This window comes from uncultured Polaribacter sp. (genome assembly GCF_947503855.1).
Lineage (GTDB): Bacteria > Bacteroidota > Bacteroidia > Flavobacteriales > Flavobacteriaceae > Polaribacter.
This window is the reverse complement of sequence record NZ_CANNFF010000002.1, coordinates 103,314-129,405: the sequence shown is the minus strand read 5'-3', so window position 1 is coordinate 129,405 and position 26,092 is coordinate 103,314. Positions and strand designations below refer to the sequence as shown.

At 28.3% G+C, this 26,092-nt stretch carries 28 protein-coding genes; 10 read left to right on the top strand and 18 right to left on the bottom strand.

The genetic code is table 11. The features are described from left to right. Positions 1 to 197 precede the first annotated feature (197 nt). The 4 genes from Q0662_RS02015 (at position 198) to Q0662_RS02000 (ending at position 3,960) form a co-directional block, all read left to right on the top strand. Positions 198 to 1,742: a response regulator gene (locus Q0662_RS02015; protein WP_298946668.1), complete on the top strand. Its 1,545-nt coding sequence runs from the start codon at positions 198 to 200 to the stop codon at positions 1,740 to 1,742. 190 nt (positions 1,743 to 1,932) lie between these two features. After that, complete coding sequence (gene tsaE, locus Q0662_RS02010; RefSeq protein WP_298946665.1) at positions 1,933 to 2,340, top strand: tRNA (adenosine(37)-N6)-threonylcarbamoyltransferase complex ATPase subunit type 1 TsaE; 408 nt, start codon at positions 1,933 to 1,935, stop codon at positions 2,338 to 2,340. Positions 2,341 to 2,347: 7 nt separating this feature from the next. Continuing rightward, positions 2,348 to 3,544: an alanine dehydrogenase gene (locus tag Q0662_RS02005; protein ID WP_298946664.1), complete on the top strand. Its 1,197-nt coding sequence runs from the start codon at positions 2,348 to 2,350 to the stop codon at positions 3,542 to 3,544. Between the two features lie 47 nt (positions 3,545 to 3,591). After that, the gene (locus Q0662_RS02000) at positions 3,592 to 3,960 is read left to right on the top strand and encodes a DUF4258 domain-containing protein (protein ID WP_298946663.1); all 369 of its coding nucleotides are present in this window, start codon (positions 3,592 to 3,594) and stop codon (positions 3,958 to 3,960) included. A 241-nt stretch (positions 3,961 to 4,201) separates the two neighbouring features. On the opposite strand, the gene Q0662_RS01995 is transcribed toward Q0662_RS02000, so the two are convergent. From Q0662_RS01995 to Q0662_RS01925, 15 genes are all read right to left on the bottom strand, one after another. After that, positions 4,202 to 4,870, bottom strand: a complete 669-nt coding sequence (locus tag Q0662_RS01995; protein ID WP_298946661.1) for an RNA methyltransferase — start codon at positions 4,868 to 4,870, stop codon at positions 4,202 to 4,204. Positions 4,871 to 5,289: 419 nt separating this feature from the next. After that, positions 5,290 to 6,003: a LytTR family DNA-binding domain-containing protein gene (locus tag Q0662_RS01990; RefSeq protein ID WP_298946659.1), complete on the bottom strand. Its 714-nt coding sequence runs from the start codon at positions 6,001 to 6,003 to the stop codon at positions 5,290 to 5,292. Between the two features lie 5 nt (positions 6,004 to 6,008). After that, positions 6,009 to 6,326: an Hpt domain-containing protein gene (locus Q0662_RS01985; RefSeq protein WP_298946657.1), complete on the bottom strand. Its 318-nt coding sequence runs from the start codon at positions 6,324 to 6,326 to the stop codon at positions 6,009 to 6,011. 1 nt (position 6,327) lies between these two features. After that, on the bottom strand, positions 6,328 to 8,286 hold the full coding sequence (locus tag Q0662_RS01980; RefSeq protein WP_298946655.1) for a PAS domain S-box protein: 1,959 nt from the start codon (positions 8,284 to 8,286) through the stop codon (positions 6,328 to 6,330). Then, complete coding sequence (locus Q0662_RS01975) at positions 8,286 to 8,825, bottom strand: heme NO-binding domain-containing protein (protein ID WP_298946653.1); 540 nt, start codon at positions 8,823 to 8,825, stop codon at positions 8,286 to 8,288. The genes Q0662_RS01980 and Q0662_RS01975 overlap by 1 nt, the downstream gene beginning before the upstream one ends. Positions 8,826 to 8,827: 2 nt before the next feature. After that, complete coding sequence (locus Q0662_RS01970; protein WP_298946651.1) at positions 8,828 to 9,241, bottom strand: response regulator; 414 nt, start codon at positions 9,239 to 9,241, stop codon at positions 8,828 to 8,830. Between the two features lie 132 nt (positions 9,242 to 9,373). Further along, positions 9,374 to 9,844, bottom strand: coding sequence for a DUF6495 family protein (locus Q0662_RS01965; RefSeq protein ID WP_298946649.1), 471 nt, complete (start codon positions 9,842 to 9,844; stop codon positions 9,374 to 9,376). Positions 9,845 to 9,952: 108 nt separating this feature from the next. Beyond that, the gene (gene rplI, locus Q0662_RS01960) at positions 9,953 to 10,399 is read right to left on the bottom strand and encodes a 50S ribosomal protein L9 (protein ID WP_298946647.1); all 447 of its coding nucleotides are present in this window, start codon (positions 10,397 to 10,399) and stop codon (positions 9,953 to 9,955) included. 15 nt (positions 10,400 to 10,414) lie between these two features. Beyond that, positions 10,415 to 10,711, bottom strand: a complete 297-nt coding sequence (gene rpsR / locus Q0662_RS01955) for a 30S ribosomal protein S18 (RefSeq protein WP_298946645.1) — start codon at positions 10,709 to 10,711, stop codon at positions 10,415 to 10,417. Positions 10,712 to 10,714: 3 nt separating this feature from the next. Further along, the gene (gene rpsF, locus Q0662_RS01950; RefSeq protein ID WP_138535038.1) at positions 10,715 to 11,056 is read right to left on the bottom strand and encodes a 30S ribosomal protein S6; all 342 of its coding nucleotides are present in this window, start codon (positions 11,054 to 11,056) and stop codon (positions 10,715 to 10,717) included. Between the two features lie 174 nt (positions 11,057 to 11,230). Further along, entirely contained in the window at positions 11,231 to 12,334 is a 1,104-nt protein-coding gene (locus tag Q0662_RS01945; RefSeq protein ID WP_298946641.1) for a hypothetical protein, read from the bottom strand. 67 nt (positions 12,335 to 12,401) lie between these two features. Then, positions 12,402 to 13,220 (bottom strand): hypothetical protein, encoded by an 819-nt coding sequence (locus tag Q0662_RS01940; protein ID WP_298946640.1) that lies wholly within the window; start codon positions 13,218 to 13,220, stop codon positions 12,402 to 12,404. Further along, positions 13,207 to 13,764: a sigma-70 family RNA polymerase sigma factor gene (locus Q0662_RS01935; RefSeq protein ID WP_298946638.1), complete on the bottom strand. Its 558-nt coding sequence runs from the start codon at positions 13,762 to 13,764 to the stop codon at positions 13,207 to 13,209. Before Q0662_RS01935 ends, Q0662_RS01940 begins: the two co-directional genes overlap by 14 nt. Positions 13,765 to 13,932: 168 nt before the next feature. Further along, the gene (priA, locus tag Q0662_RS01930) at positions 13,933 to 16,380 is read right to left on the bottom strand and encodes a primosomal protein N' (protein ID WP_298946635.1); all 2,448 of its coding nucleotides are present in this window, start codon (positions 16,378 to 16,380) and stop codon (positions 13,933 to 13,935) included. A gap of 399 nt (positions 16,381 to 16,779) precedes the next feature. Continuing rightward, a complete protein-coding gene (locus Q0662_RS01925; RefSeq protein ID WP_298947027.1) occupies positions 16,780 to 17,961 on the bottom strand; it encodes a class I SAM-dependent RNA methyltransferase in 1,182 nt (393 codons plus the stop codon). Between the two features lie 111 nt (positions 17,962 to 18,072). Between Q0662_RS01925 and Q0662_RS01920 the strand changes: the two genes are divergently transcribed. Next, complete coding sequence (locus tag Q0662_RS01920) at positions 18,073 to 18,798, top strand: bifunctional 2-polyprenyl-6-hydroxyphenol methylase/3-demethylubiquinol 3-O-methyltransferase UbiG (protein WP_298946633.1); 726 nt, start codon at positions 18,073 to 18,075, stop codon at positions 18,796 to 18,798. Beyond that, the gene (locus Q0662_RS01915) at positions 18,795 to 19,472 is read left to right on the top strand and encodes a ZIP family metal transporter (RefSeq protein WP_298946631.1); all 678 of its coding nucleotides are present in this window, start codon (positions 18,795 to 18,797) and stop codon (positions 19,470 to 19,472) included. Before Q0662_RS01920 ends, Q0662_RS01915 begins: the two co-directional genes overlap by 4 nt. A gap of 187 nt (positions 19,473 to 19,659) precedes the next feature. Here Q0662_RS01915 and Q0662_RS01910 read toward each other — a convergent pair whose 3' ends face one another. Next, positions 19,660 to 21,843 (bottom strand): ATP-dependent DNA helicase RecQ, encoded by a 2,184-nt coding sequence (locus tag Q0662_RS01910; protein WP_298946630.1) that lies wholly within the window; start codon positions 21,841 to 21,843, stop codon positions 19,660 to 19,662. Between the two features lie 138 nt (positions 21,844 to 21,981). On the opposite strand from Q0662_RS01910, the gene Q0662_RS01905 reads away from it, so the two are divergent. The 4 genes from Q0662_RS01905 to lptB all read left to right on the top strand — a co-directional run bounded on the left by Q0662_RS01905 (position 21,982) and on the right by lptB (position 24,978). After that, the gene (locus Q0662_RS01905) at positions 21,982 to 22,950 is read left to right on the top strand and encodes a KpsF/GutQ family sugar-phosphate isomerase (protein ID WP_298946627.1); all 969 of its coding nucleotides are present in this window, start codon (positions 21,982 to 21,984) and stop codon (positions 22,948 to 22,950) included. After that, positions 22,950 to 23,777 (top strand): twin-arginine translocase subunit TatC, encoded by an 828-nt coding sequence (gene tatC, locus Q0662_RS01900; protein ID WP_298946625.1) that lies wholly within the window; start codon positions 22,950 to 22,952, stop codon positions 23,775 to 23,777. Before Q0662_RS01905 ends, tatC begins: the two co-directional genes overlap by 1 nt. After that, a complete protein-coding gene (locus Q0662_RS01895) occupies positions 23,752 to 24,102 on the top strand; it encodes a carboxymuconolactone decarboxylase family protein (protein ID WP_298946623.1) in 351 nt (116 codons plus the stop codon). The genes tatC and Q0662_RS01895 overlap by 26 nt, the downstream gene beginning before the upstream one ends. 135 nt (positions 24,103 to 24,237) lie before the next feature. Beyond that, on the top strand, positions 24,238 to 24,978 hold the full coding sequence (lptB, locus tag Q0662_RS01890; protein ID WP_298946621.1) for an LPS export ABC transporter ATP-binding protein: 741 nt from the start codon (positions 24,238 to 24,240) through the stop codon (positions 24,976 to 24,978). Here lptB and Q0662_RS01885 read toward each other — a convergent pair. After that, the gene (locus tag Q0662_RS01885; RefSeq protein WP_298946619.1) at positions 24,972 to 25,343 is read right to left on the bottom strand and encodes a glyoxalase; all 372 of its coding nucleotides are present in this window, start codon (positions 25,341 to 25,343) and stop codon (positions 24,972 to 24,974) included. The two genes, lptB and Q0662_RS01885, sit on opposite strands and share 7 nt — an antisense overlap. Further along, positions 25,321 to 26,070 carry a CDP-alcohol phosphatidyltransferase family protein gene (locus tag Q0662_RS01880; RefSeq protein WP_298946617.1) on the bottom strand — a complete coding sequence of 250 codons (750 nt, stop codon included), beginning with the start codon at positions 26,068 to 26,070 and terminating at the stop codon, positions 25,321 to 25,323. The genes Q0662_RS01885 and Q0662_RS01880 overlap by 23 nt, the downstream gene beginning before the upstream one ends. Positions 26,071 to 26,092: the final 22 nt, after the last annotated feature.

The window sequence follows — 26,092 nt, the reverse complement described above, 5'->3', positions numbered from 1 at the left end:
ATATAAAACAAAGAATTTGCAACTATTTATTTTATTAATATGGTTTCTAATTTTTTAATATAAGTATTCGCTAATTTAATTTAAAATATAAGTGATTTCTAGGTATTTATAAAATTGGCAATATTTTATCATTTTAAAAACCTTAAAAAAGTAACAAAACTATAATTTTAACGTTAAAAAATAAATACAAAATACAAATGAGCATACAGATATTATGGGTAGATGATGAAATTGAGTTGTTAAAGCCACATATTTTATTTTTAGAATTAAAAAACTACAAGGTAACTACCTGTACAAATGGTGCAGATGCCATAAATTTAGTAGCAGAAGAAAATTTTGATATTGTTTTTTTAGATGAAAACATGCCTGGTTTAACAGGTTTAGAAACTTTATCTGAAATAAAACAAAAACAAGCCAATTTACCAGTGGTAATGATTACCAAAAGTGAAGAAGAATATATTATGGAGGAAGCAATTGGCTCTAAAATTGCAGATTATTTAATAAAACCTGTAAACCCGAATCAGATTTTATTAAGTTTAAAAAAGAATCTAGACAATTCTAGGCTGGTTTCTGAAAAAACAACCTCTAATTATCAACAAGAATTTAGAAAAATTTCTATGGATTTGGCCATGGTAAATTCTTACGAAGATTGGATTGAATTGTATAGAAAACTAATTCACTGGGAACTGGAATTAGAAAATATTAGTGACGCAGGGATGTTGGGGATTTTAGAAAGCCAAAAACAAGAAGCCAATTCTCAGTTTTTTAAATTCATGAAAAAAAATTATGAAGATTATTTAACGGCACATAACAAACCAACATTTTCACACACATTATTTAAAGATTATGTATTACCAGAATTAAGCAAAGATCAAGGTGTTTTATGGGTTGTAATAGATAATTTACGTTATGACCAATACCGTATTTTAGAACCTTTGATTAACAATCATTATAAAAAAGAAGTAGAAAATACTTATTTTTCTATTTTACCAACAGCTACACAATATGCTAGAAATGCTATTTTTTCTGGATTGATGCCATCTGAGATGGAAAAAAAATACCCACAATATTGGAAAAACGATACCGATGAAGGTGGTATGAACTTGTATGAAAATGAGTTTTTATCGGCACAAATAAAACGTTTAGGTTTAGATATTAAACACGAATATTATAAAATATCATCACTTAAAAACGGAAAAGAATTAGCAGACAACTATAATGGCACCAAACAAAACGATTTAACTGCTGTGGTGTATAACTTTGTTGATATTTTATCGCACTCTAAAACAGAAATGGAAGTGATTAAAGAATTGGCTGGTGATGATAAAGCGTACAGAAGTTTAACGTTAAGTTGGTTTAAAAACTCGCCTTTGTTTGAAATTATTCAGAAAGCACAAAGTCTAGGACAAAAATTAATTATCACTACAGATCATGGTACTATTAATTGTAAAAGCCCAACAAAAGTAATTGGCGATAAAAACATTAGCTCTAACCTGCGTTATAAAACAGGTAGAAGTTTGTCTTACGAAGAAAAAGATGTGTATGCTGTTAGAAATCCAAAAGATATTTTTTTACCTACTATAGCTATGAATGCACCTTTTATTTTTGCTAAAGAAGACTTGTTTTTTGCATATCCTAATAATTTTAATCACTTTGTAAAATATTACAAAAACACGTATCAACATGGTGGTGTTTCTTTAGAAGAAGTAATTATTCCTTGTGCTGTTTATAGTCCGAAATAAAAAATCTAAAGACCAAAAACGGTATTTAGTTATATATTATTAGATCTGGTCAAGTTTTAGAAGATTGTTTGTTCGATTTTAAAATTATAGAGAATTATAGGTATGATGGAAAATAATTTGCAGTTTTTAGTAACATCAAAACACCTATTACTATTTAAAAAGTCAATTAGATTTTAAGTATTTTTGCCAAATGTACAAAAGCTATTCATTAGAAAACCTATCAGAAATTGCAACTGCAGTAATTGCCTCTGTAAAAAATAAAACGCTATTGTTTTATGGAGAAATGGGTGTAGGTAAAACCACTTTAATCAAAGAAATCTGCAAACAGCTAGGTGTTTTAGATAACATCTCCTCTCCTACTTTTTCATTGGTAAATGAATATCAAACAAAAAATAATGAAAGCATTTTTCATTTTGATTTTTATAGAATTGAAGAGGAAGAAGAAGCTTTAGATATGGGTATTGACGATTATTTTTACAATAATAATTGGTGTTTGATAGAATGGCCAGAAAATGTGGAAAATTTATTACCTTTAGAAGCTGTTGAAATTCATTTATCAGTTTTAGAAGATGGACAACGTAATATTCAACTAAAATAAACAACCTATGAGTTCTTATTCTCCATTTAGCAAAAAAGATTTGCTACCTCAAGAAGAAATGCTAGAAATTAAAAAACAAAAAGGAGAATTGTTTATTGGCTTGCCAAAAGAAACTTATTTAAGCGAAAAACGTGTTTGTTTAACACCAGATGCTGTAGGTGCTTTAACTTCTAATGGGCATAGAGTTGTTATAGAAACAGGTGCAGGAGATGGTGCAAGTTTTACAGATAAAGAATATTCTGATAATGGTGCAAAAATTTCTTACAACATAGAAGAAGCCTTTAAATGTAATATTGTCTTAAAGGTAGCACCTCCTACAGAAAAAGAAATCGAATATATAAATCCGAAAACTATTTTAATTTCTTCTTTACAATTAAAAACACAATCTAAACAATATTTTGAAAGCTTATCAAAGAAAAAAATTACTGCCATTGCTTTTGATTACATCAAAGACGACCATGATTCTTACCCGATTGTAAAATCGTTAAGCGAAATTGCTGGTACTGCCTCTATTTTAATTGCTGGCGAATTAATGAGCGGTTTAAATAAAGGAAATGGTTTACTTTTTGGTAATATTGGTGGTGTACCCCCAACAAGTGTTGTAATTTTTGGTGCAGGTACGGTTGGCGAATATGCTGCAAAAACAGCCATTGGTTTAGGTGCAAGAGTTAAAGTATTTGATAATTCTATAAGCAAATTAAGAAAGTTACAAGATTGCTTAAATGCGCCAATTTACACTAGCACATTACAACCAAAGTCTATTTTAAAAGCTTTAATGCGTTGCGATGTTGCTATAGGAGCCGTTCGAGGTAAAAATAGAAGTCCTATTTGCGCTACAGAAGAAATGATAGAAAAAATGAAAGAAGGTTCAGTAGTAGTAGATGTTGCTATAGATAGAGGAGGCTGTTTTGAAACCTCTAACATAACAACACATAAAACACCTACTTTTGTAAAACATGGGGTTATTCATTATTGTGTACCCAATATTCCTGCACGTTATTCTAGAACTGCCTCTGTTTCTATTAGTAATATTTTTACACCATATTTACTTAACATTGCAGAAGAAGGTGGTTTTGAAAACACAGCGCGTTTTGATAAAAGCTTAAGAAATGGCATGTATTTTTATCATGGTGTTTTAACCAACAAAACTGTAGCAGACTGGTTCGATTTACCTTTTAGAGATATTAATTTGTTAATTTTATAAGGCGCTTTCTATATTTAAAAAGTATCTTTGCCTTTCAAATTATCACAATGCTTACAAAAAGAATTTTCTACTATTTAATTGGTTTATCTATCGGCTCTATTGGAGTATATTTTTTTTGGCAGAAAAAAAATGCGACTTTCGATTATGGTATGGATGCAAGAACACTAAAAACAATTCGAGTTAGAAAAATAGCCTACTCAGAAAATGCAAAAAATGTGATGAGAAACTTTGATATTGATACTTTAAAGGTGAATACCATATTAAAAAATGGCGATGTTGATTTTGGAAAAAGCAAGCCAAGACAAAAACCTTGTGCAGATTATTATATCACAGGAAAAAAAGAGTTAGAAAATATAAATTTATTAGTAAAACGTTGCGATTCTATTGCTACCATTGAAAAAATAATGGTGAATTAACAAGCTGCATTTTTTTTATTGAAACCTTGTCTGTTGAAAATCACTGACGTTTTAAAAAAAATTATTGGTATCTATTTTAGCTACAGCAATCTAATTTACGTATTATTTTGATTTACTGAACGTTCCTTTTTAAAAGTCTTTAAATTTGTATTTTCTAGTTTTTGCCAAAAGAAATTCAGTTAAAAAAGTAAGTAAAACCTCTATTTTTTTTATAATATATATATCATTTTTTTACTTATAATTACAAGTTTACATAAAAACGTTCTTCTATTTTAGCTGCATTTTTAATCGACTTTTTAACCCAATCAAAATACAAAATTTCTTTTTCTTCTGCTGATAGTTGCCATTCTAATTCAGATTTTCGAAGTTTTGTAGTTACGTCTTGTAAAATAATTGCAGCAGCGACAGAAATATTTAAGCTTTCTGTAAAACCTACCATAGGAATTTTTAAAAAACCATCTGCATTTTCTAAAACATAATCAGAAACACCGGCTGCTTCTACCCCAAATACAAATGCCGATTTTTTAGAAACATCAAAATTTTGCAATAAGCAAGAATCGTTGTGGGGCGTTGTTGCTATGATCTGATATCCTTTTGATTTTAGATTACTTAAACATTCTTTGGTATTATCGCCATCACTTTTATATCTAAAATGATTTAACCATTTTTGAGAACCTTTAGCTACATGTCTAGAGACTTTGTTATTGTATTTGTTTTCTATGGTGTAAATGTCTTGAACACCAAAAATATCGCAAGTTCTAACCACAGCACTTGCATTATGTGGCTGATAAATATCTTCTAAAACGACTGTAAAATGTCTTGTTCTATTTTCTAAAACAGTTTTAAAAAGGTTTTTTCTTTTCTCTGTTAAAAAACTTTCAAAAAATTCTAAGAGCTTTAAATTTATCATACAATAAAATTTAATTAAATATTTTTAAATATAAGAAAATAAAAAAAAATTTTAAATATATAAGAAAAGTAAAAAGGCAACTTATAAATAAGTTGCCTTAGAAAAATACTACTAACCCCTTAATAGTAAATTATTATTTTTAAAAGTAGATTAATAAATTATAATTTGAATTAAAAAAAAATGGGGGACTTTATGACCGGGGGGAAATAAAATGAAATCAATTATAATACTATTAAAGAACTTTTAATTTGTTGTGTTTATAATAACATGACAAATATATTTTTTTCATTTTAAAAAAAACGCCTTCAAAGTATGAACGATACATAATAAATGATGAAATAGTTATTTGTAGCGATTAAGTACAATTTGGTATTTGCAATATGATATTGTGTGAATTAAAAATAAAGAATCGTACCTAATTAAATTAGGTTAAGACGATTTTTTAAATTCATCCAATATTTATTTCCAATTGGTACTACATTTTTTTGAATAACAATTGTACGATCCTCTATATCTACAATTTTATTCAAATTAACTATATATGATTTATGTACTCTAAAAAAGCTTTTTAACGGTAGTCTTTGTTGAATTTTTTTTAGAGAAATATTCACTTTATGAGTTTCAGTATCTGTTGTAATTAAAATATAGTTTTTATCAGACTTAATTATATTTATTTCATTTATTGTTAATCTAATTAACCTATGATTAATATTTACAAAAATATAATCTGATACATGATTTTTCTTTTTTTCTAAAGTTTTAGAACCTGTATTTGAATCAACATCCAACATTTTTATTTTTTCTATAGATTTTTCTAGAGAATCTAAAGAAAGTGGTTTTAATAAATAATCAACAATATTTAAATATTTAAAAGCTTTTATAGCAAGTTGGTCATCAGAGGTAATTAAAACAACTTTTGTTTTATATTTAAGAGTTTCTACAAAATCAAAACCATTAAAATCTGGCATATGAATATCTAAAAAAATTAAATCTACCTTGTTATCATTTAGAAACTTTATCGCTTCTATTGCATTAGAATATTCTCCAATTACAGTAAGTAATTTAATTTCATTACATAAGGTTTTTAAAATAGACCTTGCCATTTTTTCATCATCTATAATGATACAATTCATAAAAGTTATAAGGTTTCTATATAATGTGTAATTGCTATTAAAATTTTCTCAAAATCTTGTTTTCTTTCTAAGCTTTGCTCGCGAAGATTATGTTCAAACTCTTTAGCTATTTTGTAACTATTACTAAGCCCTAAAATACTAATTTTATGTTTAAGTCTATGAACATTTTCTGCTATTTTTTTAAAATTATTTTGTTGTAAACTCTCAAAATAATATTTTTTTTCTTCTGGAAACTCTGTTTTAATAATATTTATCAATTCGTTTTTTATAGAGTTATCTCCTCTTGCCAATTGGTTTATATATATTAAATTAGGTTTTTCCATCTTATTTTTTTAGAGTAAAATAAAAAGTAGTACCTACATTTGGCTCACTTTCCAACCAGATTTTCCCTTTGTATAAATCGATTATTTTTCTAACGATTGACAATCCAATTCCAGAGGAATCTTCACTTTTATTTAAAGAATGAAAAGCTTTAAATATTTTATCATGATATTTTTTTTCGATACCCATTCCGTTATCTTTAATTGAAAATTGATAATATGTTGATTTTTCTACACAGTCAATTTCTACAATCCCTTTTTCTTTATCAGAAAATTTAATTGCATTACCTATGAGATTTTGAAATAACTGTTGAAATTTTATATCATCACCTACAATTACAGGCAATTTAGTTAACACGTTTAATGAAATATTTTCTGGTATAAATAGTACCTTTTTTAAATTATTTAATGTTTTATTAAGATTTACAATTTCCTGTTTACTTGTATTTGCGCCAGCGCTAGAATATTCTAATACATCAGAAATAATTTTTTCCATAGTTTCTAATGTTTTTGAAATTAAATTAAAGTTTTGCAGGGTTACATCATCAAACATATCTGCATTATCCATTTTAATCCAAGAAACCAAAGCATCAATACTTCTTAAAGGTGATTTTAAATCATGAGAAACAATATGAGCATATTCGTTTAAGTCTTTATTTTTTTGCTCTAATTCTTTTAAAATATTTTCTTTTTGAAATTGCAAGGTTTTTAGTGGTGTAATATCTAAATGAATCCCAATAGAACCAATAGTTTCTCCTTTTAAATTATAGTTAGGAGCTCCACTAACCAACCAATGTTTAATATCTCCTTTCTTATTTTTTACTTTTAATTCGTAAGAATTAGATTTTCCTTTAATTCTTTTTAAACTTTCTTTATGTAAAGTTTCAGCATCAACAAAATCAAGAAAGACCTCAATTCCTTTTTTACCAATTAACTCTTTTTCTGAGTAACCAGACATTTTAGCAAAACTGTGATTTATCATTAAAATTTCATCTTGATTGTTTACCTCCATTAAACCAAGGTTCATGTTTGCTATAATGTTACTGTACTTTTCTTTTTGTGTTTCTAAACTTTTATTATATTGTTTTTTTAATGTAACATCTTTATATGTCCAAAGATGTCCTTTATATTTCATATCGCTTACAATAGGTATAAAATCTCTTTCTAAGATTGTACCGTTTTTCATCACTAATTCGTCTGCTAAAACTTTTTCTTTTTTTTGTAAAATTTCTGATAGTTTGTTTACAAAATCTTCTGGTTTTTTAAAGAGTTCTTTACTTTGTTCTGCAGCATTAGAACAATCTTGTCCTATCATTAAATTAGGAGAAACAGGTATATTAAAAAGGTCGCAAAATTTTTGATTTGTTAGTACTATTTTTCGATTCTCATCTTCTAACAAAACTGCTTTATCTAAATTCATTATTATAGAAGACAGTCTGTTTTCTGATTCAACTAATAAATCGGATGCTTTTTTTTCTTTAGTTATATCTCTAATTATAGCTTGTGCTGCAATAGGTTTGTTTTCATTATTAAATAACAAAGTTCCTTTTACTTGCAACCACATTATTTCTTTAGATTTCGTTAAAATTCTTAGTGTGTATGCATCTGTAGAGCCCTCTTTGTGTAAGGTTTTAAAAAAATCTTCTACATAGTCAATATCATCTTTGTAAACTAAGTCTTTAATATTAATTTTTTCTTTTTTTAAGTCGCTGTTAATTACCTTAAAAGCTACTTTATTCATTTCTAAAATATTGCCTTTTAAGTCAATAACTAAATAGGCATCATTTATAGTATCAAATAAACCTTTTAATAAAAAAGATTTTTCATTTAAGAGTGTTTTTAACTCTTCTGATAATAGGTATAAATCTCTAGATTTTTCTTCTAATATTTTTTCGGCTGCTTTTCTAGCTGCTTTTTCTCGTTTTAATGCACGTTCTAATATTTCTACTTTGTTACTATCCATTAATTTTTAATAACTGTAAATCTAACCTCTGTACCATCTTCTTTAATTTTTTCTAACTGAATCGTTGCAGTGGTATTAAAATGTTCGAAAGTTTTGTTCATTAACCCTAGTCCAAAATGATGCATTGCTCTACTAGATTTATAGACCATAATTAACGATATTTCAGATTTTTCTTCTACAAGAAAGGTAGGTAATTCTGCATCTGGGTAAATTTTTAATACTTCAACATGTATATGATTTTCAATAGATGAAAGCATTTCTATAGGATCTTTATAAGTTGCTAAAAGACCTGGGTAGCTATTTTCTATTACTGAAAAGAAATGTTCTCCATAGATTAAAAGTAAGTTATCTATAGAAATATCTGTGTATTTACTAAGATGTTGTAATAATTGTAACATTTCAGAAAAACTATATGTTCCTATAGATGTATAAACTCCTTCAGATTTTAAATTAGTGTTTATAATAATTTTATCAACCATTTCTAAACCAAATTTATCTTCTACCATATCTAAAAATTCTGTAAAAACAATGCCTTTCATACTTAGTCTTTTTTTAATTCGTTTAAGCTCCAATAACTTAAAACTTTTTCAATTTTAAATACGTAGTCATCATATTTTAATGGTTTTAAAATGTAGCCAGAAACGCCTATTTTAAAGCACTCTGTTAAATCTTTTTTATTATCTGAAGTTGTTAGAATGATAACAGGAATATGCCTTAAATCTTCATTCTCTTTCATTATAGATAAAAATTCGATACCACTTATTTTAGGCATGTTTAAATCTAACAAAATTATATCAGGAAAGTTATTTTTATCCTTTAAGATTTCTAGAGCTTCTTCCCCATTTTTTGCCTCTTGGAGTTTATGATTTAATTTAAGAAACGAAATTGTACGTTTCATTTTCATAATTTCGATTAGATTATCCTCAATCAATAAAACATTTAATTTCTTTTTCATTTTTATTTTAATAATTAATGAATACAATATTAGCTTAAATAAAGTAATTTTTAAAAAAAAGTTAAGATTTAATAAATTTTATGTAAAATAATTGAATTTTTAGGAAAAATATTATTTGATATATAATTTTGATTAAGATATCAATTGATTGAAATACTCGTAGATTTCTCCTTTAGAAATAGCACTTCCTTTTTCAATTAAATCAAATAATTCTGCATTTCTGTCAGATTGATTGTAGGGTTTTGTTCCTCTAAAAACCTCTACTGAATTGTCCATTGGGTTTTTAAGTAACCACTCAAAACCTTCTTGTTCTAATAGATTAATATCCCAATTTACTTGAATAGCAATTCTGTGTATTTCTTCATTTTCGCATTTAAACAAATTGGCTGATGTTTTAGAAAAGTGCTCTAAATATTTTGTTTTATCTAATACATCATCCCAAACAACATCAGAAAACACATTCATTTCATCTTCTGCAACGTTTGGTTTTTCTTCTTTAATTTGTTTCCATTCGGTTGCATCTATATTTTGACTCGCTAAAAAACGAGCAAATTCTTGGTGTAAACTTTCAAATTGCTCTTTTGTTAATTGTCTGTATTTCATAAATATATTTAATTTAGATTTTATTGCGCTTAATCTGACATTAGATTGTATATATAAAAAGCTCGTTATTTCTAACGAGCTTTTTAAAAAATGTGTAAAAGTTTGTTACTATTCAGCAACAACCTCAAAAGTAATATCAGCAACTACTTCTCTGTGTAATCTTACAGATGCGTCGTATTTACCTAATCTTTTTACAGAACCACCAACAACTTTAATGAATTTCTTGTCAACTTCTGTTCCTTCTTTTGCTAAAGCTGCAGCTAAATCTATGTTGTTTACAGAACCAAATAATTTGTCTCCAGAACCAGTTTTAGATGCAATTTTAATTTCATATCCTTTAATAACTTCTGCTATTTTGTTAGCATCTTCTATTAATTTAGCTTCTTTATAAGCGCGTTGTTTTAAATTTTCTGCTAATACTTTCTTTGCAGAAGTTGTAGCTAAAACAGCTTGCCCAGTAGGTATTAAAAAGTTTCTACCATAACCATTTTTTACAGTTACAACATCATCTTTAAAACCTAAATTTTCTACGTCTTGTCTTAATATCAATTCCATGTCTCTACGTATTTATTATTTTAATAGATCTCCAACGTAAGGCATTAACGCTAAATGACGCGCTCTTTTAATTGCTTGCGCAACTTTACGTTGATATTTTAATGATGTTCCTGTTAAACGTCTTGGTAAAATTTTACCTTGTTCGTTTACTAAATACATTAAGAAGTCTGCATCTTTATAATCGATATACTTGATATCTTTCTTTTTAAATCTACAGTATTTTGCTTCTTTTTTAGTGTCTATATCTAATGGCGTTAAATATCTAACGTCAGCAGATTTACCTCCTTTTGCTTGTTGTTCTATTGTTGCCATGTCTTATTTTTTAGTAGATTTAACACGTTCTCTTCTTTTCTCTGCCCAAGCAGCAGCATGTTTGTCTAATCTAACAGAAAGGTAACGCATAACGCTATCATCTCTTCTAAATTCTAACTCAAATGCAGCAATTTCTTCACCAGCTACTTTGTACTCAAATAAGTGATAAAAACCACTTTTTTTCTTTTGGATTGGATACGCTAATTTTTTTAAGCCCCAATCTTCTTTAGAAATCATTTCGGCACCTTTAGAAACCAAATAGTCCTCAAACTTTTGTACTGTTTCCTTTATCTGAGTATCAGATAAAACGGGATTCAAAATGAAAACAGTTTCGTAATGATTCATAATTAAATATTTATTGTTTATTTTTAAGGGTGCAAATATAATAACTTTTTAATAATTACAGCTATCTAAACACAAATTGTTTAGCTATTTTTTTTGAGATCAAATGCTTTATTTATCTCTTTGAGATGTCATAATAATTTTTCTCAATCCTCTTCATAAAAATTATATGTTCTTTTAATTTAGGTCAAAACGAATCCCCATAGAAATATTTCTTATTTCTGTATCTTTAAATAGTGGATTTAAATCGTACTTTACGTAAAGACTAGTAGATCTATATCCCACGTAAGTGCTTAAACCGTAATTAAATATATTCATGTTAAAATTATCGTAAGCTACTTGTTCTATGTCTCCATTATTTGGATCTGAATATTCTAAATATTGCCTTGTTCCTAACTTAAAACCTGCAAAACCTCCTACTCCAATTTTTACAGATCTGTTTCTTTTATCATATACAAAACCATCTTTGTATTTTTTATTTTTAGATAAATCCCACTCTAGATGTATTGGGAAATTCATTTGTACATGTCGTAATCTACTATCTTTTAAACTTTGTGAAAAGACTTGAATTTCTGTTACATCGTCATTTTTTACATGATATTGATTGTCTTTCAAGCGCAAATTATTCCAAAGAAAAGAAACACCATACTTGAAGTATAATTGAGAAGCTTCTCTAGAAAACCTTGTTTTCCAAGTAAAACCTAACTCGTAAAAACGAGAGCGCCAAAATTGATATTCTGAATCGTTTAAAGAAGATAGTTGGTTGTTTTGCAATACATTATTTACCCCCATGGCAAATACAAATTGTGTAGTGGTACTTCTGTTTCTTCTGTTAGATCTATGCTGTTTTTCCTTATTTCTACTAGTATCACCATTATCGCTATCAACAGTAAAACGAAACGTTTTATTACCAACTGTGAATGTGTTTATTTCGTCATTATTACTAAAATTTTTATTTGAAGAACTTGCTATTTTACCATTGGTTTTATCTTGCACCAATAACTGTAACAGATGTTCTTGCTCACCAACTTTTAGTTCTATTTGCTTTGCATGATAAGCCGCTAATTCTTTCTTTAAAGTTTCTGCAGTTGGCTTTGTAATTTCTCCTTTTTCTAGTTTTTTGTCAATTTCTAGCACTTTGGTTTTTAAAGAATCTTTCTGTTTTTTTGTAATCAACTCAATTCTTTTAGAAATTTTTGCGACTTCTTTTTCAAAGGTTTTTTCTTGTGCAACAACAACTAATGATGCAAAAAAGAATACTATTGGTAATATTTTTTTCATGTTTTTTTGATTTTTAAATTTTATTATTTTTTCAAGATCTTTGTTTCTGCTTAAGTTAACAATATAATTAATCATTTCTACTAGCAATTGCAGAGGCTATGTCTGTTACTCTTCTTTTAAGCGATTTTAGAAAGTTATTCTGAAAAAAATCATCATCTATAGTACTTTCAACTTCTGCTAAAATGGTTTCAGGATTCACTTTTAAATTCGATTTTTTAAGCTCACTTTTAATCGTTTTTAAAACGTCATCTCTTGTAACATTAAGCTTTGCATAATAGGCTTTTACTTCTGTTTCTGTGTGCGTTACAGCATATAATAAATCTGCTCCACTTACTTTAATTCGGCTATTTGTATTGTTTACTATTTTAGATGCAACGGTTTGGTTCTTTACTAATGGTTTTAGATCATCAATATATACAGCTACTTTATTTTTAATTTCTTTTTTATTGATTTCCTTTTTAATAATATTTACATTATTTGCAATTGTATTTACTTTTTTCTTTGATTTTTTCTCTGTAATCGAACTGACATTTTTAGGTTTGATTTCTTTTACTTTTTTCTCGTTTTTAACAATGACTTCCTCTACAGGAATTTCATTTAAAATTTTATCAATTTTATTTTTAATAATTACAGTATCAATAGGTGTATCTACTATGATGTTTTCTGGTATAATTACTTCTTCTTTATCAGAAAAAAGATAAATTCCTATAGAAATTAGCACCAAAATACTTGCTGCATACCCTATATAAAAAAACCAACCCTTCTTTTGTTGCTTTGACTGTTGGTCTAATTGAGTAGACAAACGTTCCCAAGCAGAAGCTGAGGGTTCAAAAGTTCTGTTTGCTAACTTTTCTTTTATATTAGTATCTATTTTATTTGATTTCATGAATTGTTGTATTCATTTTAAGATAATTTTCTTGCAATAATTTACGTGCTTTAAATAATTGCGATTTTGATGTACTTTCAGAAACACCTAACTTTTGGGCAATTTCTGAGTGTTTATAACCTTCTATGGCATATAAATTAAATACCATTTTATATCCTTCTGGTAATTGATCTATCAGTTTTTGAATATCTTCTACAGAAGTATTTTCTAAACTTTCTGTTGCTGTATCATTAAATACATAATCTTCATCAGATAGATTTATTACATTTTTTTTTCGGAGGTAAGAAAAGCAGGTATTCACCATAATTCTTCTAATCCAGCCTTCAAAACTCCCTTCGTGTTTAAACTTAGCTAAATTGGTAAAGACTTTTAAGAATCCTTGTAACATTAAATCTTCTGCGTGATGTAAATCTTTTACATATTGCCTGCAAATGCCCAACATTTTAGGAGAAAATTGCTCAAATAATTGTTTTTGCGCTTCTCTGTCATGATCACTTGCTTTTTTAATAAGTGATTTTTGGTTATGCAATGGTATAATTTTCAAGCCTCTTAGATTCTATTTTTACTGCCTTACAAATATATAGACTCCCAAAGTTTAAAAAAGGTTGCTTTGTGGAAAAAAAAAAAAATGACTTTTAGTTTTTGGTTGATAGTTTTAGTAAAATAACTAAATACAAAAAAAGTAATCAAAAATTATAAACCAAAAACCTACCTAATACGCATCCACATCAATAATAAAACGAATAGGTCTAAAGTCTTTAACAGCTTCAAAAGTATTTTTAATTTTAGAAACTGAGTTTTTGGTATTTGCTAAACTTTGTTTTGGTGAAATTTTAATTACAATATTTTTAATATACTGATTTCTGATTCTTGAAACAGCAGGAGCTGTGGGACCTAACACATGCTCTCCAAAAACATTATATAAAGCTTTAAATAGCCAATTTACACCTGTATCAACTTTGTTGTAATCTCTGTGTTTTAGAGTGATTTTTATCAATCTGTAATAAGGCGGATATTTGTATTGCCAACGATCTTGCAACTGTTCTTTATACATTTCTATATAATTTGTGGTAGAAACTTGTTGCAATATTTTATGATATGGATTGTAAGTTTGTATAGCAACATTGCCTTGTTTTTTGCTACGACCTGCTCTACCAGAAACTTGTACCATCATTTGATACGCTCTTTCATGCGCTCTAAAATCTGGAAAGTTTAACATGGTGTCTGCATTTAAAACACCTACTAAAGACACATTTTCAAAATCTAAACCTTTTGAGAGCATTTGTGTACCTACTAAAATATCTATTTCTCTAGCTTCAAAAGCACCTATTATTTTCTGATAACCAAATTTGCCTCGAGTGGTATCTAAATCCATTCTACCGATTTTAAAATCGGGGAATAGCTCTTTTAATTCCAGCTCAATTTGCTCAGTTCCAAAGCCTTTGGTATCTAAAGTATTGCTACCACAAGCAGCACAACTATTAGGCATTGCACGTTGATAATTGCAATAATGACAACGTAATTCATGTTTGTATTTATGAAACGTTAAAGTAACATCACAATTTGGGCATTCTGGAGAAACACCACAGGTTTTACACTCTACAACTGGCGAATAACCACGCCTATTTTGAAATAAAATAACTTGCTCTTTTTCGTCTAAAGCTTGTTGAATTAACTTGAGCATTCTATCAGAAAAATGACCATTCATTTCTCTTTTTTTATGTTTTTCTTTAACGTCAATCAACTCAATTTTTGGTAATTGAACATTTCCAAAACGCCTATTTAATTCTACAAAACCGTATTTGTTTTGCTGTGCATTAAAATAGGTTTCTAACGATGGTGTTGCAGAACCTAGCAATATTTTTGCTTGATGTATTTTTGCCAAAACAATAGCAGCATCTCTAGCATTGTATCTTGGTGAAGGCTCAAATTGTTTGTAAGAAGTTTCATGCTCTTCATCAACCACAATTAACCCTAAGTTAGAAAAAGGTAAAAAAACCGAAGATCTTGCCCCTAATATAATTTGTGCTTTTGTTTTGTTTTCCAAAACATTGTTCCACACTTCTACTCTTTCGTTCATAGAATATTTTGAGTGAAATACAGAAATTTGATTCCCAAAATAAAATTCTAAACGCGCTATAATTTGCGTTGTTAAGGCAATTTCTGGAAGTAAAAACAATACTTGTTTACCAGTGTCTAAAACCTCTTGAATTAGTTTTGTATACACTTCTGTTTTACCAGAACTTGTAATACCATGCAACAATGTAACATCTTTTGTTGTAAACGTTTCTTTAATTTCTGAAAGCGCTTTTGACTGGAATTCGTTTAAGGTTTTTAAATCGTTGGTATCTCCTTTAAAATTGATTCTATCTTTTTGTATGTGATAAAATTCGAAGATATTTTTAGTTACCAAAGATTTTAAAATGGAAGATGAAACATTGGCTGCAGTTTCTAAATCTATCGCTTTTATTGGTTTTTTTGTGGTTGATAATTGAAAAAATGTTAAAACGGCTTCTCTTTGTTTTTTGGCTCTAGTTAACTCTTCTAATAAGGCATTTAAAGAAGCATCTGAATTATAATTTGCATGTAAACGAACATATTTTACCAACTTAGGTTTATAGGTTTCGTAAATTTCTTCTTTTATATAAATGGCAGATTTTTTTATGAGCTCATTTACAATAGGCATTACTTTTTTCTTACCTAAAATAGCAGCAACTTGATGAATGGTTAATTGAGATTGATGTTGCAGCGCCTCAAAAATAAGAAACTCGTTGTCTTCTAAAGAAACATCGTCTGTAAAAGCCTCGTTTTTGTAAATAATAGTTTCGCTTTCTAGTAAAAAAGCTGATGGCAAAGATGCTCTATAAACATCGCCTAAAGCACACATGTAGTAATTTGCTATCCATTGCCAATGTTGTAATTGTTGCTCACTTACAATAGGTGTTTCATCTAAAATTTGATTGATTTCTTTGGCTTCATACAAAGTAGGTGCTGTTGTATGGATCTTAAAAACCAAACCTGTGTACATTTTTGTTTTCCCAAAAGAAACAGCTACACGCATTCCTTTTTGTAAAAAATTAACTTCGTCTTCTGTTACGGAATAGGTAAACGTTTTTTGAAGTGGAATGGGTAAAATAAGGTCTATAAAGTGGTTTGTCACTTCGTTTGGTTTTTCTTTTGAAATGATAAAAAATAAAAAGTCTTCACTTTAAAAAAGTTTTCGATACAATTCCGATGAAAAATCGGAATCACTCGAACTGACATTTTTATATGTTTATTAGCTATCAAAACTACATAAAAATCGTTAGATTGTAAACAATAATTTGAAAACAAATAGTAACTTTTTTTGGGGTATCAGATTTTTAATAATGATTTATTAAAAAAATAAAGGTCACAAACATATTTTAAAAGATATTTTTTATTGGATAAAAAACTATAAGGTTTTAAGTATTGATTATCAGTAACAAAAATAAAATCATGTATTGACACCAATCTATCATTCTAGTAAAAATTGCATATAATTAATGTCATTAAAAAAAGGTTAATTACTAAAAAAAATCTACCCATCTGAGTTAGCCTCATCTTTACGAGGCTTTATTTTTCTGCTACCTTCATACAATTCATACTTTACAAACTTACAATCTAAATCGCCATTTTTAAGAGCAATTCTTTTAGAGGTTCTTAAGCCTACAGACTTTAAAGCATCGGTATCTGAAGTAATTAACCAAGCTGTAGAACCTGGGTAATTGTGTTTTAATGTATCGCCAATTTTCTTGTAAAATTCTAGAGTGTCTATATTTAAACGCTCTCCATAAGGTGGATTGAACAAAATGGTGGTATTGCCAAAAACTTCTTTTGTTGAGTTGAAAAAATTCACATGATGTACACCAATAAATTCGTCTAAATTGGCGCTTTCTATATTGGCTTTAGCTTTTTGTACAGCAGATGGTGCTTTATCAAAACCCATAATTTTAAAGTGCGAGCTTCTAATTTTCTTTAGCAAGGCATCTTGTATGGTAAAATATAAATCTTCATCATAATCTTTCCAATGCTCAAAAGCAAAAAGTTTTCTGTTGATGTTTGCCGGAATGTTGTTGGCAATCATTGCAGCTTCTATTAAAATGGTTCCAGAACCACACATGGGATCTATAAAATTTTCATCGCCTCTGTAACCAGATAATAAAACCATACCTGCTGCCAAAACTTCGTTTATAGGTGCAATATTAGTGGCTGTTCTATATCCTCTTTTATGTAAAGAATCTCCACTAGAATCTAAAGAAATTGTTAACCAGTCTTTTTGAATATGAACATGAATTTTTACATCTGGATATTTTAAATCTACATTGGGTCTTTTATGATATTTGTGTCTAAAATAATCTGCAATGGCATCTTTAGATTTTAAAGAAATATAATGCGAATTGGAAGTAAAGTTTTTAGAATTTACAACTGCACCAATAGCAAAAGTCCCTTCTGCATCTAAATAATTCTCCCATTTTATTTTCTGAATGGCTTCATACAAATCTTCTTCATCGTAAATTTTACAAGTCTTTATAGGCTTTAAAATACGCACTGCAGTTCTTAAGGCAATATTGGCTTTGTACATAAAACCTTTATCGCCTCTAAAAGAAACGCTCCTAACACCTTCTTTTATATCTTGTGCCCCTAATAATTTAAGTTCGTTAGCTAATACACCTTCTAAACCAAAAAGGGTGGTTGCTGTCATTTTAAAATCTCTGTTCATACTCATAAAAATTGATTGCAAAAATACACTTTCTAAATAGGAATTATTAGAAATTCTAAATTTGATTTTTTAGCAAGTAAGATTTAGTTACATTTACAAATTATTTTAAGTATGAAAACAACAGATTGGTTTGTAGATTGGTTTAATACACCTTACTACCACATATTATATAAAGATAGAAATGATGATGATGCACAGCTATTTATGCGTAACATTACCTCTTTTTTAGAGTTACCAAAAAGTACTCATATTCTAGATTTACCATGTGGTAAAGGGCGTCATTCTGTTTTTTTAAATTCTTTAGGCTATAAAGTTACGGGTGGAGATTTATCTGAAAACAGTATAAAAGCAGCTAAAAGGTTTGAAAATGACCTTTTAAAATTCAAATTACATGACATGCGTAAACCTTTTAATAACAGGTATGATGCTGTTTTTAATTTGTTTACCAGTTTTGGTTATTTTAAAGATGATGCAGAGGATATTTTAACCTTACAAAACATTAAAAACGGTTTAACAAAAAATGGTCTTTTTGTGTTTGATTTTTTAAATGCAACTTTTGTAAAAAACAATTTGGTTGCCCAAGAAACTAAAATTGTAGATAACATTACTTTTTACATTAAAAGAGAAATAAAAGAGGGATTTATTTTAAAACATATTTCATTTTTTGCAGATGGAAAAAATCATCATTTTACAGAACGTGTAAAATATTTAGATTTAGAAAAAATGACCACTTTTTTAGATAAAATAGGTTTTAAAATAACACATGTTTTTGGCAATTATCAATTAAATAAGTTTGATGCTAAAAATTCTAATCGATTAATTATAGTGGCAAAATGAGTTATATATTTTTAATAACTGCAGTTTTTTTTGGGGCTTTACTAGTATTTTTAATAAAACCAAGTAACAAAATTGTTCGTTTACTACTAGCTTTTAGCGGTGCTTACTTACTCTCTGTAACCATTTTACATTTATTACCAGATGTTTATACAACAAGTGCTGATGGCAAAATTATTGGTGTTTTTATTCTTGCTGGTATAATTTTACAGTCTGTTTTAGAATCTTTTTCTAAAGGTGCAGAACATGGCCATATTCATATGCATTCTGATAGCAAACAATTCCCAACGTTATTGTTTTTTAGTTTATGTATACATGCATTTTCTGAAGGTTTGCCAATACACAATGCAGATAGTAATTTATTGTGGGCCATTGTAGTGCATAAAATACCTATTGCAATTGTGTTAACTACTTTTTTAATTCACACTAATTATTCTAAAAAGATAATTTTTAGTTTTTTGATAGTGTTTGCATTCATGAGTCCTTTAGGGGTTTTATTTGGTGATAAAATTGACTTTTTCAAAACGTATTACACTGAAATTACAGCTATAATTATTGGTGTTTTCTTACATATTTCTACAATTATTCTCTTTGAAACTACAGAAAATCATAAATTTAATTTACAAAAATTTATGGCAATTTTATTGGGAATAATGTTAACCATTTTTACATTATAGATTTTTGCAAATTTTTATTGAAAGTGACATGCCTATTTGTTAATAGATTTATGTTTTTTTGACATATTAATGAATATTTGAAAAAAATAAAAACAACAAATACTTAAAGAAAAAATAAGACTTTAAAACAAAACTTACCTTGTAGAAAAATGCTTATTAAATATAAAATTGATAAAAGGTATCTGTTTTAATTCGCAACTTCATTAATAAATTTAATACGCATTAACCTAAGTTCTTCCTCATCATAATCACCATCAAACTCGTCTAAAGCTTCTTGTATTTTATCAGATTCTGCTTCCATAAAATAGTCATAGATTTCTTCTTGCTGATCTTCATCTAATAAATCATCTAATGCATAATTGATGTCTAACTTGGTTCCAGAAAAAATTATAGCTTCCATTGCTTTTATCAATTCTTCCATTTCTAACCCTTTGGACTTTGCCATGTCATCTAAGGGAAGTTTTTTGTCAGTATTTTGAATAATAAATAGCTTTAACCCTGAATTTGTACCGGTACTTTTTACAATTAAATCATCTGGTCTTAGTACATCATTATCCTCTACATATTGTGCAATTAATTTTATAAAATCTTTACCAAATTTTCTTGCTTTACCTTCTCCAACACCATGTACTTTAGATAATTCTTCTAAAGTAATTGGGTATTTTAAAGCCATATCATCTATCGATGGATCTTGAAAAACGGCAAAAGGTGGTACACCTAATTTGGTAGCTACTTTTTTGCGTAAATCTTTTAAAAGTTTTATCAATTTATCATCAGCAGTTCCACCAGCAGATTTTGCATTGGTAATAATTGTATTGTCATTTTCAGCAGAATAAGAATGGTCTTCAGTCATTAAAAAAGAAGTCGGTTGCTCTAAAAAATGCGCCCCTTTTTTTGTTAATTTAATTACACCATATTGCTCAATTTCTTTTTTAATATAATTTACTACTAAAACTTGTCTAATTAAAGCCATCCAGTAAGAGGCTTTTTTATCTTTACCAATACCAAAAAAAGGCTGTAAATGCGTTTTATGAGAAGTTAATAAAGCATTTTCTTTACCAACCAACGTATTTACTATCTCTTTAGATTTATATTTTTGCAATGTGTTTTTAATAACAGATAAAAGTTTTGCAACATCCTCTTTAGCTTCATGCTTTTTCTTCGGATTTCTAGAATTGTCATCCATATCTGCACCTTTTCCTTTTACTTCATCAAACTCCTCTCCAAAATAATGCAATAAATATTTGCGTCTGTTCATAGAGGTTTCTGCATAACCTACCACTTCTTGCAACAACGCATGACCTATTTCTTGTTCTGCAACTGGCTTGCTTGCCATAAATTTTTCTAGCTTTTCTATATCTTTATAAGCATAAAATGCCAAACAATACCCTTCTCCATCATCGCGTCCTGCTCTACCTGTTTCTTGATAATAGCTTTCTAAACTTTTTGGGATATCGTGATGTATTACATAACGCACATCAGGCTTATCTATTCCCATACCAAAAGCAATGGTAGCAACTACAACATCACAATTTTCCATTAAAAACATGTCTTGGTGTTTTACCCGTGTTTTAGCATCTAACCCTGCATGATAAGGAACAGCATTAATTTCATTTACCTGTAATATTTGAGCAATTTCTTCTACTTTTTTTCTACTTAAACAATAAATAATACCAGATTTTCCTTGTCTTTGTTTTATAAACCTAATAATGTCTTTTTCTACTTCTTTAGTCTTTGGTCTTACTTCATAAAATAAGTTAGGTCTGTTAAAAGAAGCTTTAAATCTATTTGCTTCTGTAATTCCTAACGTTTTTAAAATATCTTCTTGTACTTTTTCTGTAGCAGTAGCTGTTAAACAAATTACAGGAACGTTATCTATTGCTTTTATAATATGTTTTAAATTTCTGTATTCTGGTCTAAAATCATGACCCCATTCAGAAATACAGTGGGCTTCATCAATAGCTACAAAAGAAATTTTTTGAGTTCTTAAAAACGTAACATATTCTTCTTTTATTAAAGATTCTGGTGCTACGTATAAAAGCTTTGTAATGCCGTTTGCAATATCTTCTTTTACTTGCGCAACTTCAGATTTGTTTAAAGAGGAGTTTAAAACATGAGCAACCCCATTATGTTCAGAGATTCCTCTAATAGCATCAACCTGATTTTTCATTAAAGCAATTAATGGTGAAACCACAATTGCTGTACCTTCTTGCATTAAAGCTGGCAATTGGTAACAGAGAGATTTACCACCACCTGTTGGCATAATAACAAAGGTATTATTACCCGATACAATACTTTTAACAACTTGCTCCTGTAAGCCTTTGAATTTGTTAAATCCGAAGAACTTTTTTAAAGGACTATGTAAATCCATTTATTTAATATTCGTTTTAAATTAAAAACAATGTACAAACTTTCTTTATTATTTGTTGTAACTATTTTTTATAGTAAATTTGCTCGTTTCTTAATCTAAAGATATAACTTTTTTTTATTCTGATAAAATACAAATCCATTGAAAAATTCGAAACCAATTTTACAAACTGCAAAAGAAACAATATTACTAGAAAGTAATGCAATTGCAAATTTGAAAAATTTATTAGATAGTAATTTTGAGAATGCTGTAAACTACATTTTAAATTCAAATGGTAGAGTAATTGTTACAGGAATTGGAAAAAGCGCCAATATTGCTACAAAAATAGTAGCAACGTTAAATTCTACCGGTACACCTGCTATTTTTATGCATGCTGCAGATGCCATTCATGGGGATTTAGGAAATGTTCAGCAAAATGATGTGGTCATTTGTTTATCAAAAAGTGGAAACACCCCAGAAATTAAAGTTTTGGTACCACTAATTAAGAACTACGGAAATAAAATTATTGCCATTACTGGAAATATTGACTCCTTTTTAGGTAAAAATGCAAATTTTACCTTAAATACTTTTGTAGAAAAAGAAGCTTGCCCTAATAATTTAGCGCCAACAACTAGTACCACTGCTCAATTAGTTATGGGCGATGCTTTGGCTGTTTGTTTGCAAGATTTAAGAGGATTTTCTAGTAAAGATTTTGCAAAATATCATCCAGGTGGTGCACTAGGTAAACGACTATATTTAAGGGTTTCTGATCTTATTAAAAACAACGAAAAACCACAAGTAGATATAAAAAACTCTGTTATTAAGGTAATTGTAGAGATTTCTGAAAAACGTCTTGGAGTAACTGCTGTTTTAGAAAATAATACACTTGTGGGTATTATTACAGATGGTGATATAAGAAGAATGCTAAGTAAAACAACAGATATTAATAATTTATTGGCAGAAAATATTATGGGTAAAAGCCCAAAAACTATCCATAAAGATGCTATGGCTGTTGAAGCTTTAGAAAAGCTAGAAAATAATAATATAACACAAATATTAGTTGTAGATGATTATAATAACTATGTAGGTGTTGTACATTTACATGATTTAATAAAAGAAGGTATTTTCTAATGGCAAAAGCACAAAAAGAAATGTCTTTTTTAGGACATTTAGAAGAATTAAGATGGCATTTGGTTAGAAGTGCATCAGCTATATTTATTATAGCTATTGTATTATTTGTTTTTCAAAAAGAAGTATACGAACACTTTTTATTAGCACACAGAAAACCAGATTTTATTACCTACCAACTTTTTTGCGATTTTTTTAATATGCTGGGTATAGATAGTACCTTTTGCGATGTTACTTTTAAAGACAATTTAATCAGTTTAAAACCTACACAACAGTTAATGAACTCTATTTGGTCTTCATTAATTTTAGGTATTGTACTCTCTTTTCCTTATTTGTTGTGGGAAATTTGGCGTTTTATTTCTCCTGGTTTAACTGATAAAGAAATTAAAAACTCAAGAGGTTTTATTTTTATAGCCTCATTTTTATTTTTTATAGGAATCGCTTTTAGTTTTTATGTAATTGCGCCTATATCTATTCATTTTTTATACAATTACCAAATTACAGATTTAATACAGAATAATTTTACTATGGACTCTCACATAGGGCTAGTAACCAACATGTTACTAGGCGTTTCTGTGTTGTTTGAATTACCTGTTTTGGTTTATTTTTTAACTAAAATTGGTTTGGTAACCCCAGAATTTTTAAAAAAATACAGAAAACATGCTTTGGTTGTTGTGTTAATTTTAGCAGCAATTATTACGCCTCCAGATATTGCTAGCCAAATAATTGTAGCAATTCCAATACTTATTTTATACGAAGTAAGTATTAAAGTCTCTAAAATGGTCATTAAAAAACAGCAAAAAAATGCACAAAAAAGTCCAAGAGTTTAATGATTATCGTTCTAAAATGAATGATAAAATTCTAGCGTCAGATAATAAAGTTATCAAAAGAATATTTAATTTGGATACAAATGCCTTTAAAGAAGGACATTTACCAGTTAAAACAAAAGAACTTTTAGGCCTAGTAGCTTCAGCAGTTTTAAGGTGTGATGATTGTGTACAATATCACTTAGAAGCAGCTAAAAAAAATGGGGTAACTACAGAAGAAATGATGGAAACTATGTCTATTGCTAATTTAGTGGGGGGCACTATTGTTATACCTCACTTAAGAAGAGCTGTAGAATATTGGGAGTTTCTTGAAAATAAAGAAGCTTAATTAATGAATGATTTCATCATATAAATGTCTAAACGTTTGTGAGTGATTTAAGATTTCCTATCAATATTCTTTATTACTTTTACAAAAACAACAATTAAACGTTTCAATAGTTATACAATTACACCTATTTAACAAATGATTTTAAAAGCAGACAACATTCAGAAGATTTATGGAAGTAGAAAAGTTGTAAAAGGCATTTCTTTAGAAGTACAGCAAGGAGAAATTATTGGTTTGTTAGGACCAAATGGTGCTGGAAAAACAACTTCTTTTTACATGATTGTTGGTATGATTAAGCCCAATGCTGGCACTATTTTTTTAAATGATGAAGAAATAACACAAGATGCCATGTACAAACGTGCACAAAAAGGTATTGGTTATTTGGCACAAGAAGCCTCTGTATTTAGAAAACTATCTGTAGAAGATAATATTATGTCTGTTTTACAATTTACAGGACGTTCTAAAAAAGAACAAAAAATAAAATTAGAATCTTTAATAGAAGAATTTAATATTGGCCACGTAAGAAAAAACAGAGGCGATTTATTATCTGGTGGAGAGAGAAGAAGAACAGAAATTGCACGTTGTTTGGCTTCTGACCCCAACTTTATTCTATTAGATGAACCCTTTGCTGGTGTAGACCCAATTGCTGTAGAAGATATACAAAGTATTGTTGCTCAATTAAAGAATAAAAATATTGGTATTTTAATTACAGATCATGATGTGCAAGCTACTTTAGCGATTACAGATAAAACATACTTAATGTATAATGGTAGTATTTTAAAAGAAGGTACACCAGAGGAATTAGCTGCAGATGAAATGGTACGTAAAGTATATTTAGGTAAAGATTTTGAGTTGAAAAAGAAGAAGATTTTTCAATAGAAACAACCTATATGCCATAGAATTCCAGAGGGATCATGCAAAAAAAACTCTTTACCCCAATCGTTATTTACAATTTTTGAAAGCTTTACTTTTTTAAACTTTTCTGTAAGTTTTTTAGCTTTTAAAATTGCTAAATACGCTTCAACATTTTCTACTTCTAAAAATAGCATTGTATTATCTACCCAATCTTTTACATAGGCTTTTTGTAAATAAAAACTCAACTTTTCATCAACCTTAAAAACAGACATGTTTTCTGATAAAACCAATTCTAAAAATCCTAATTCTGTATAGAAAGCTCTAGATTTCTCAAAGTCTTTAGTACCAATAAAAGGTCTTATCGATTTAAACTGTTGTTTTTTTTCCATCCTTATAAAATACTGATAAAATTACATAAAGCGTTATAATTAATGGGATTGAAAGGTATTGTAAGAAGATAATCATTCCTAATGAAACCAATAAAAATAAATATTTTAGCAAATTATTTTTAACTGAATATTCTTTAAATTTTAATGAAAACAAAGGCAATTCAGCATTCATTAAATACGTTAAAATTAGGGTAATTGCAATTAAAAAGTAGTTGTTAGAAATTAAATCTTGTATAAATTCAATATCTGAAAATTGTTGAATTAAAGGTAAAGAAATTACAAACAAACTCATAGCCGGTGTTGGCAAACCTATAAATGAATCGGTTTGTCTATTGTCTATGTTAAATTTTGCCAACCTGTAACAAGCACCTAAAGTTAGAAGTAAACCTAAAAATTGAATAGGAGCTATTTTTACTCCACTCCAAATCATCTTTTCAGTTTCTTCAAAACTTGACCCAAAATAATCGTTTGGAGATAACAAACTAAACATAATAATACCCGGTACAACACCACTTGTAACCATGTCTGCCAATGAATCTAATTGTGTTCCTAAATCTCCAGAAACATTTAGTAAACGCGCTAAAAATCCATCAAAAAAATCAAAAAAGATACCCAATACAACAAAAAGTGCTGCAATTTCAAAAACTCCATGTACTGCAAAAATTGTGGCAATCATTCCGCAAAAAAGATTACCAAGTGTTAATAAATTAGGAATATGTTTTTTCATAATAAATTGGAATAAAAAGCTA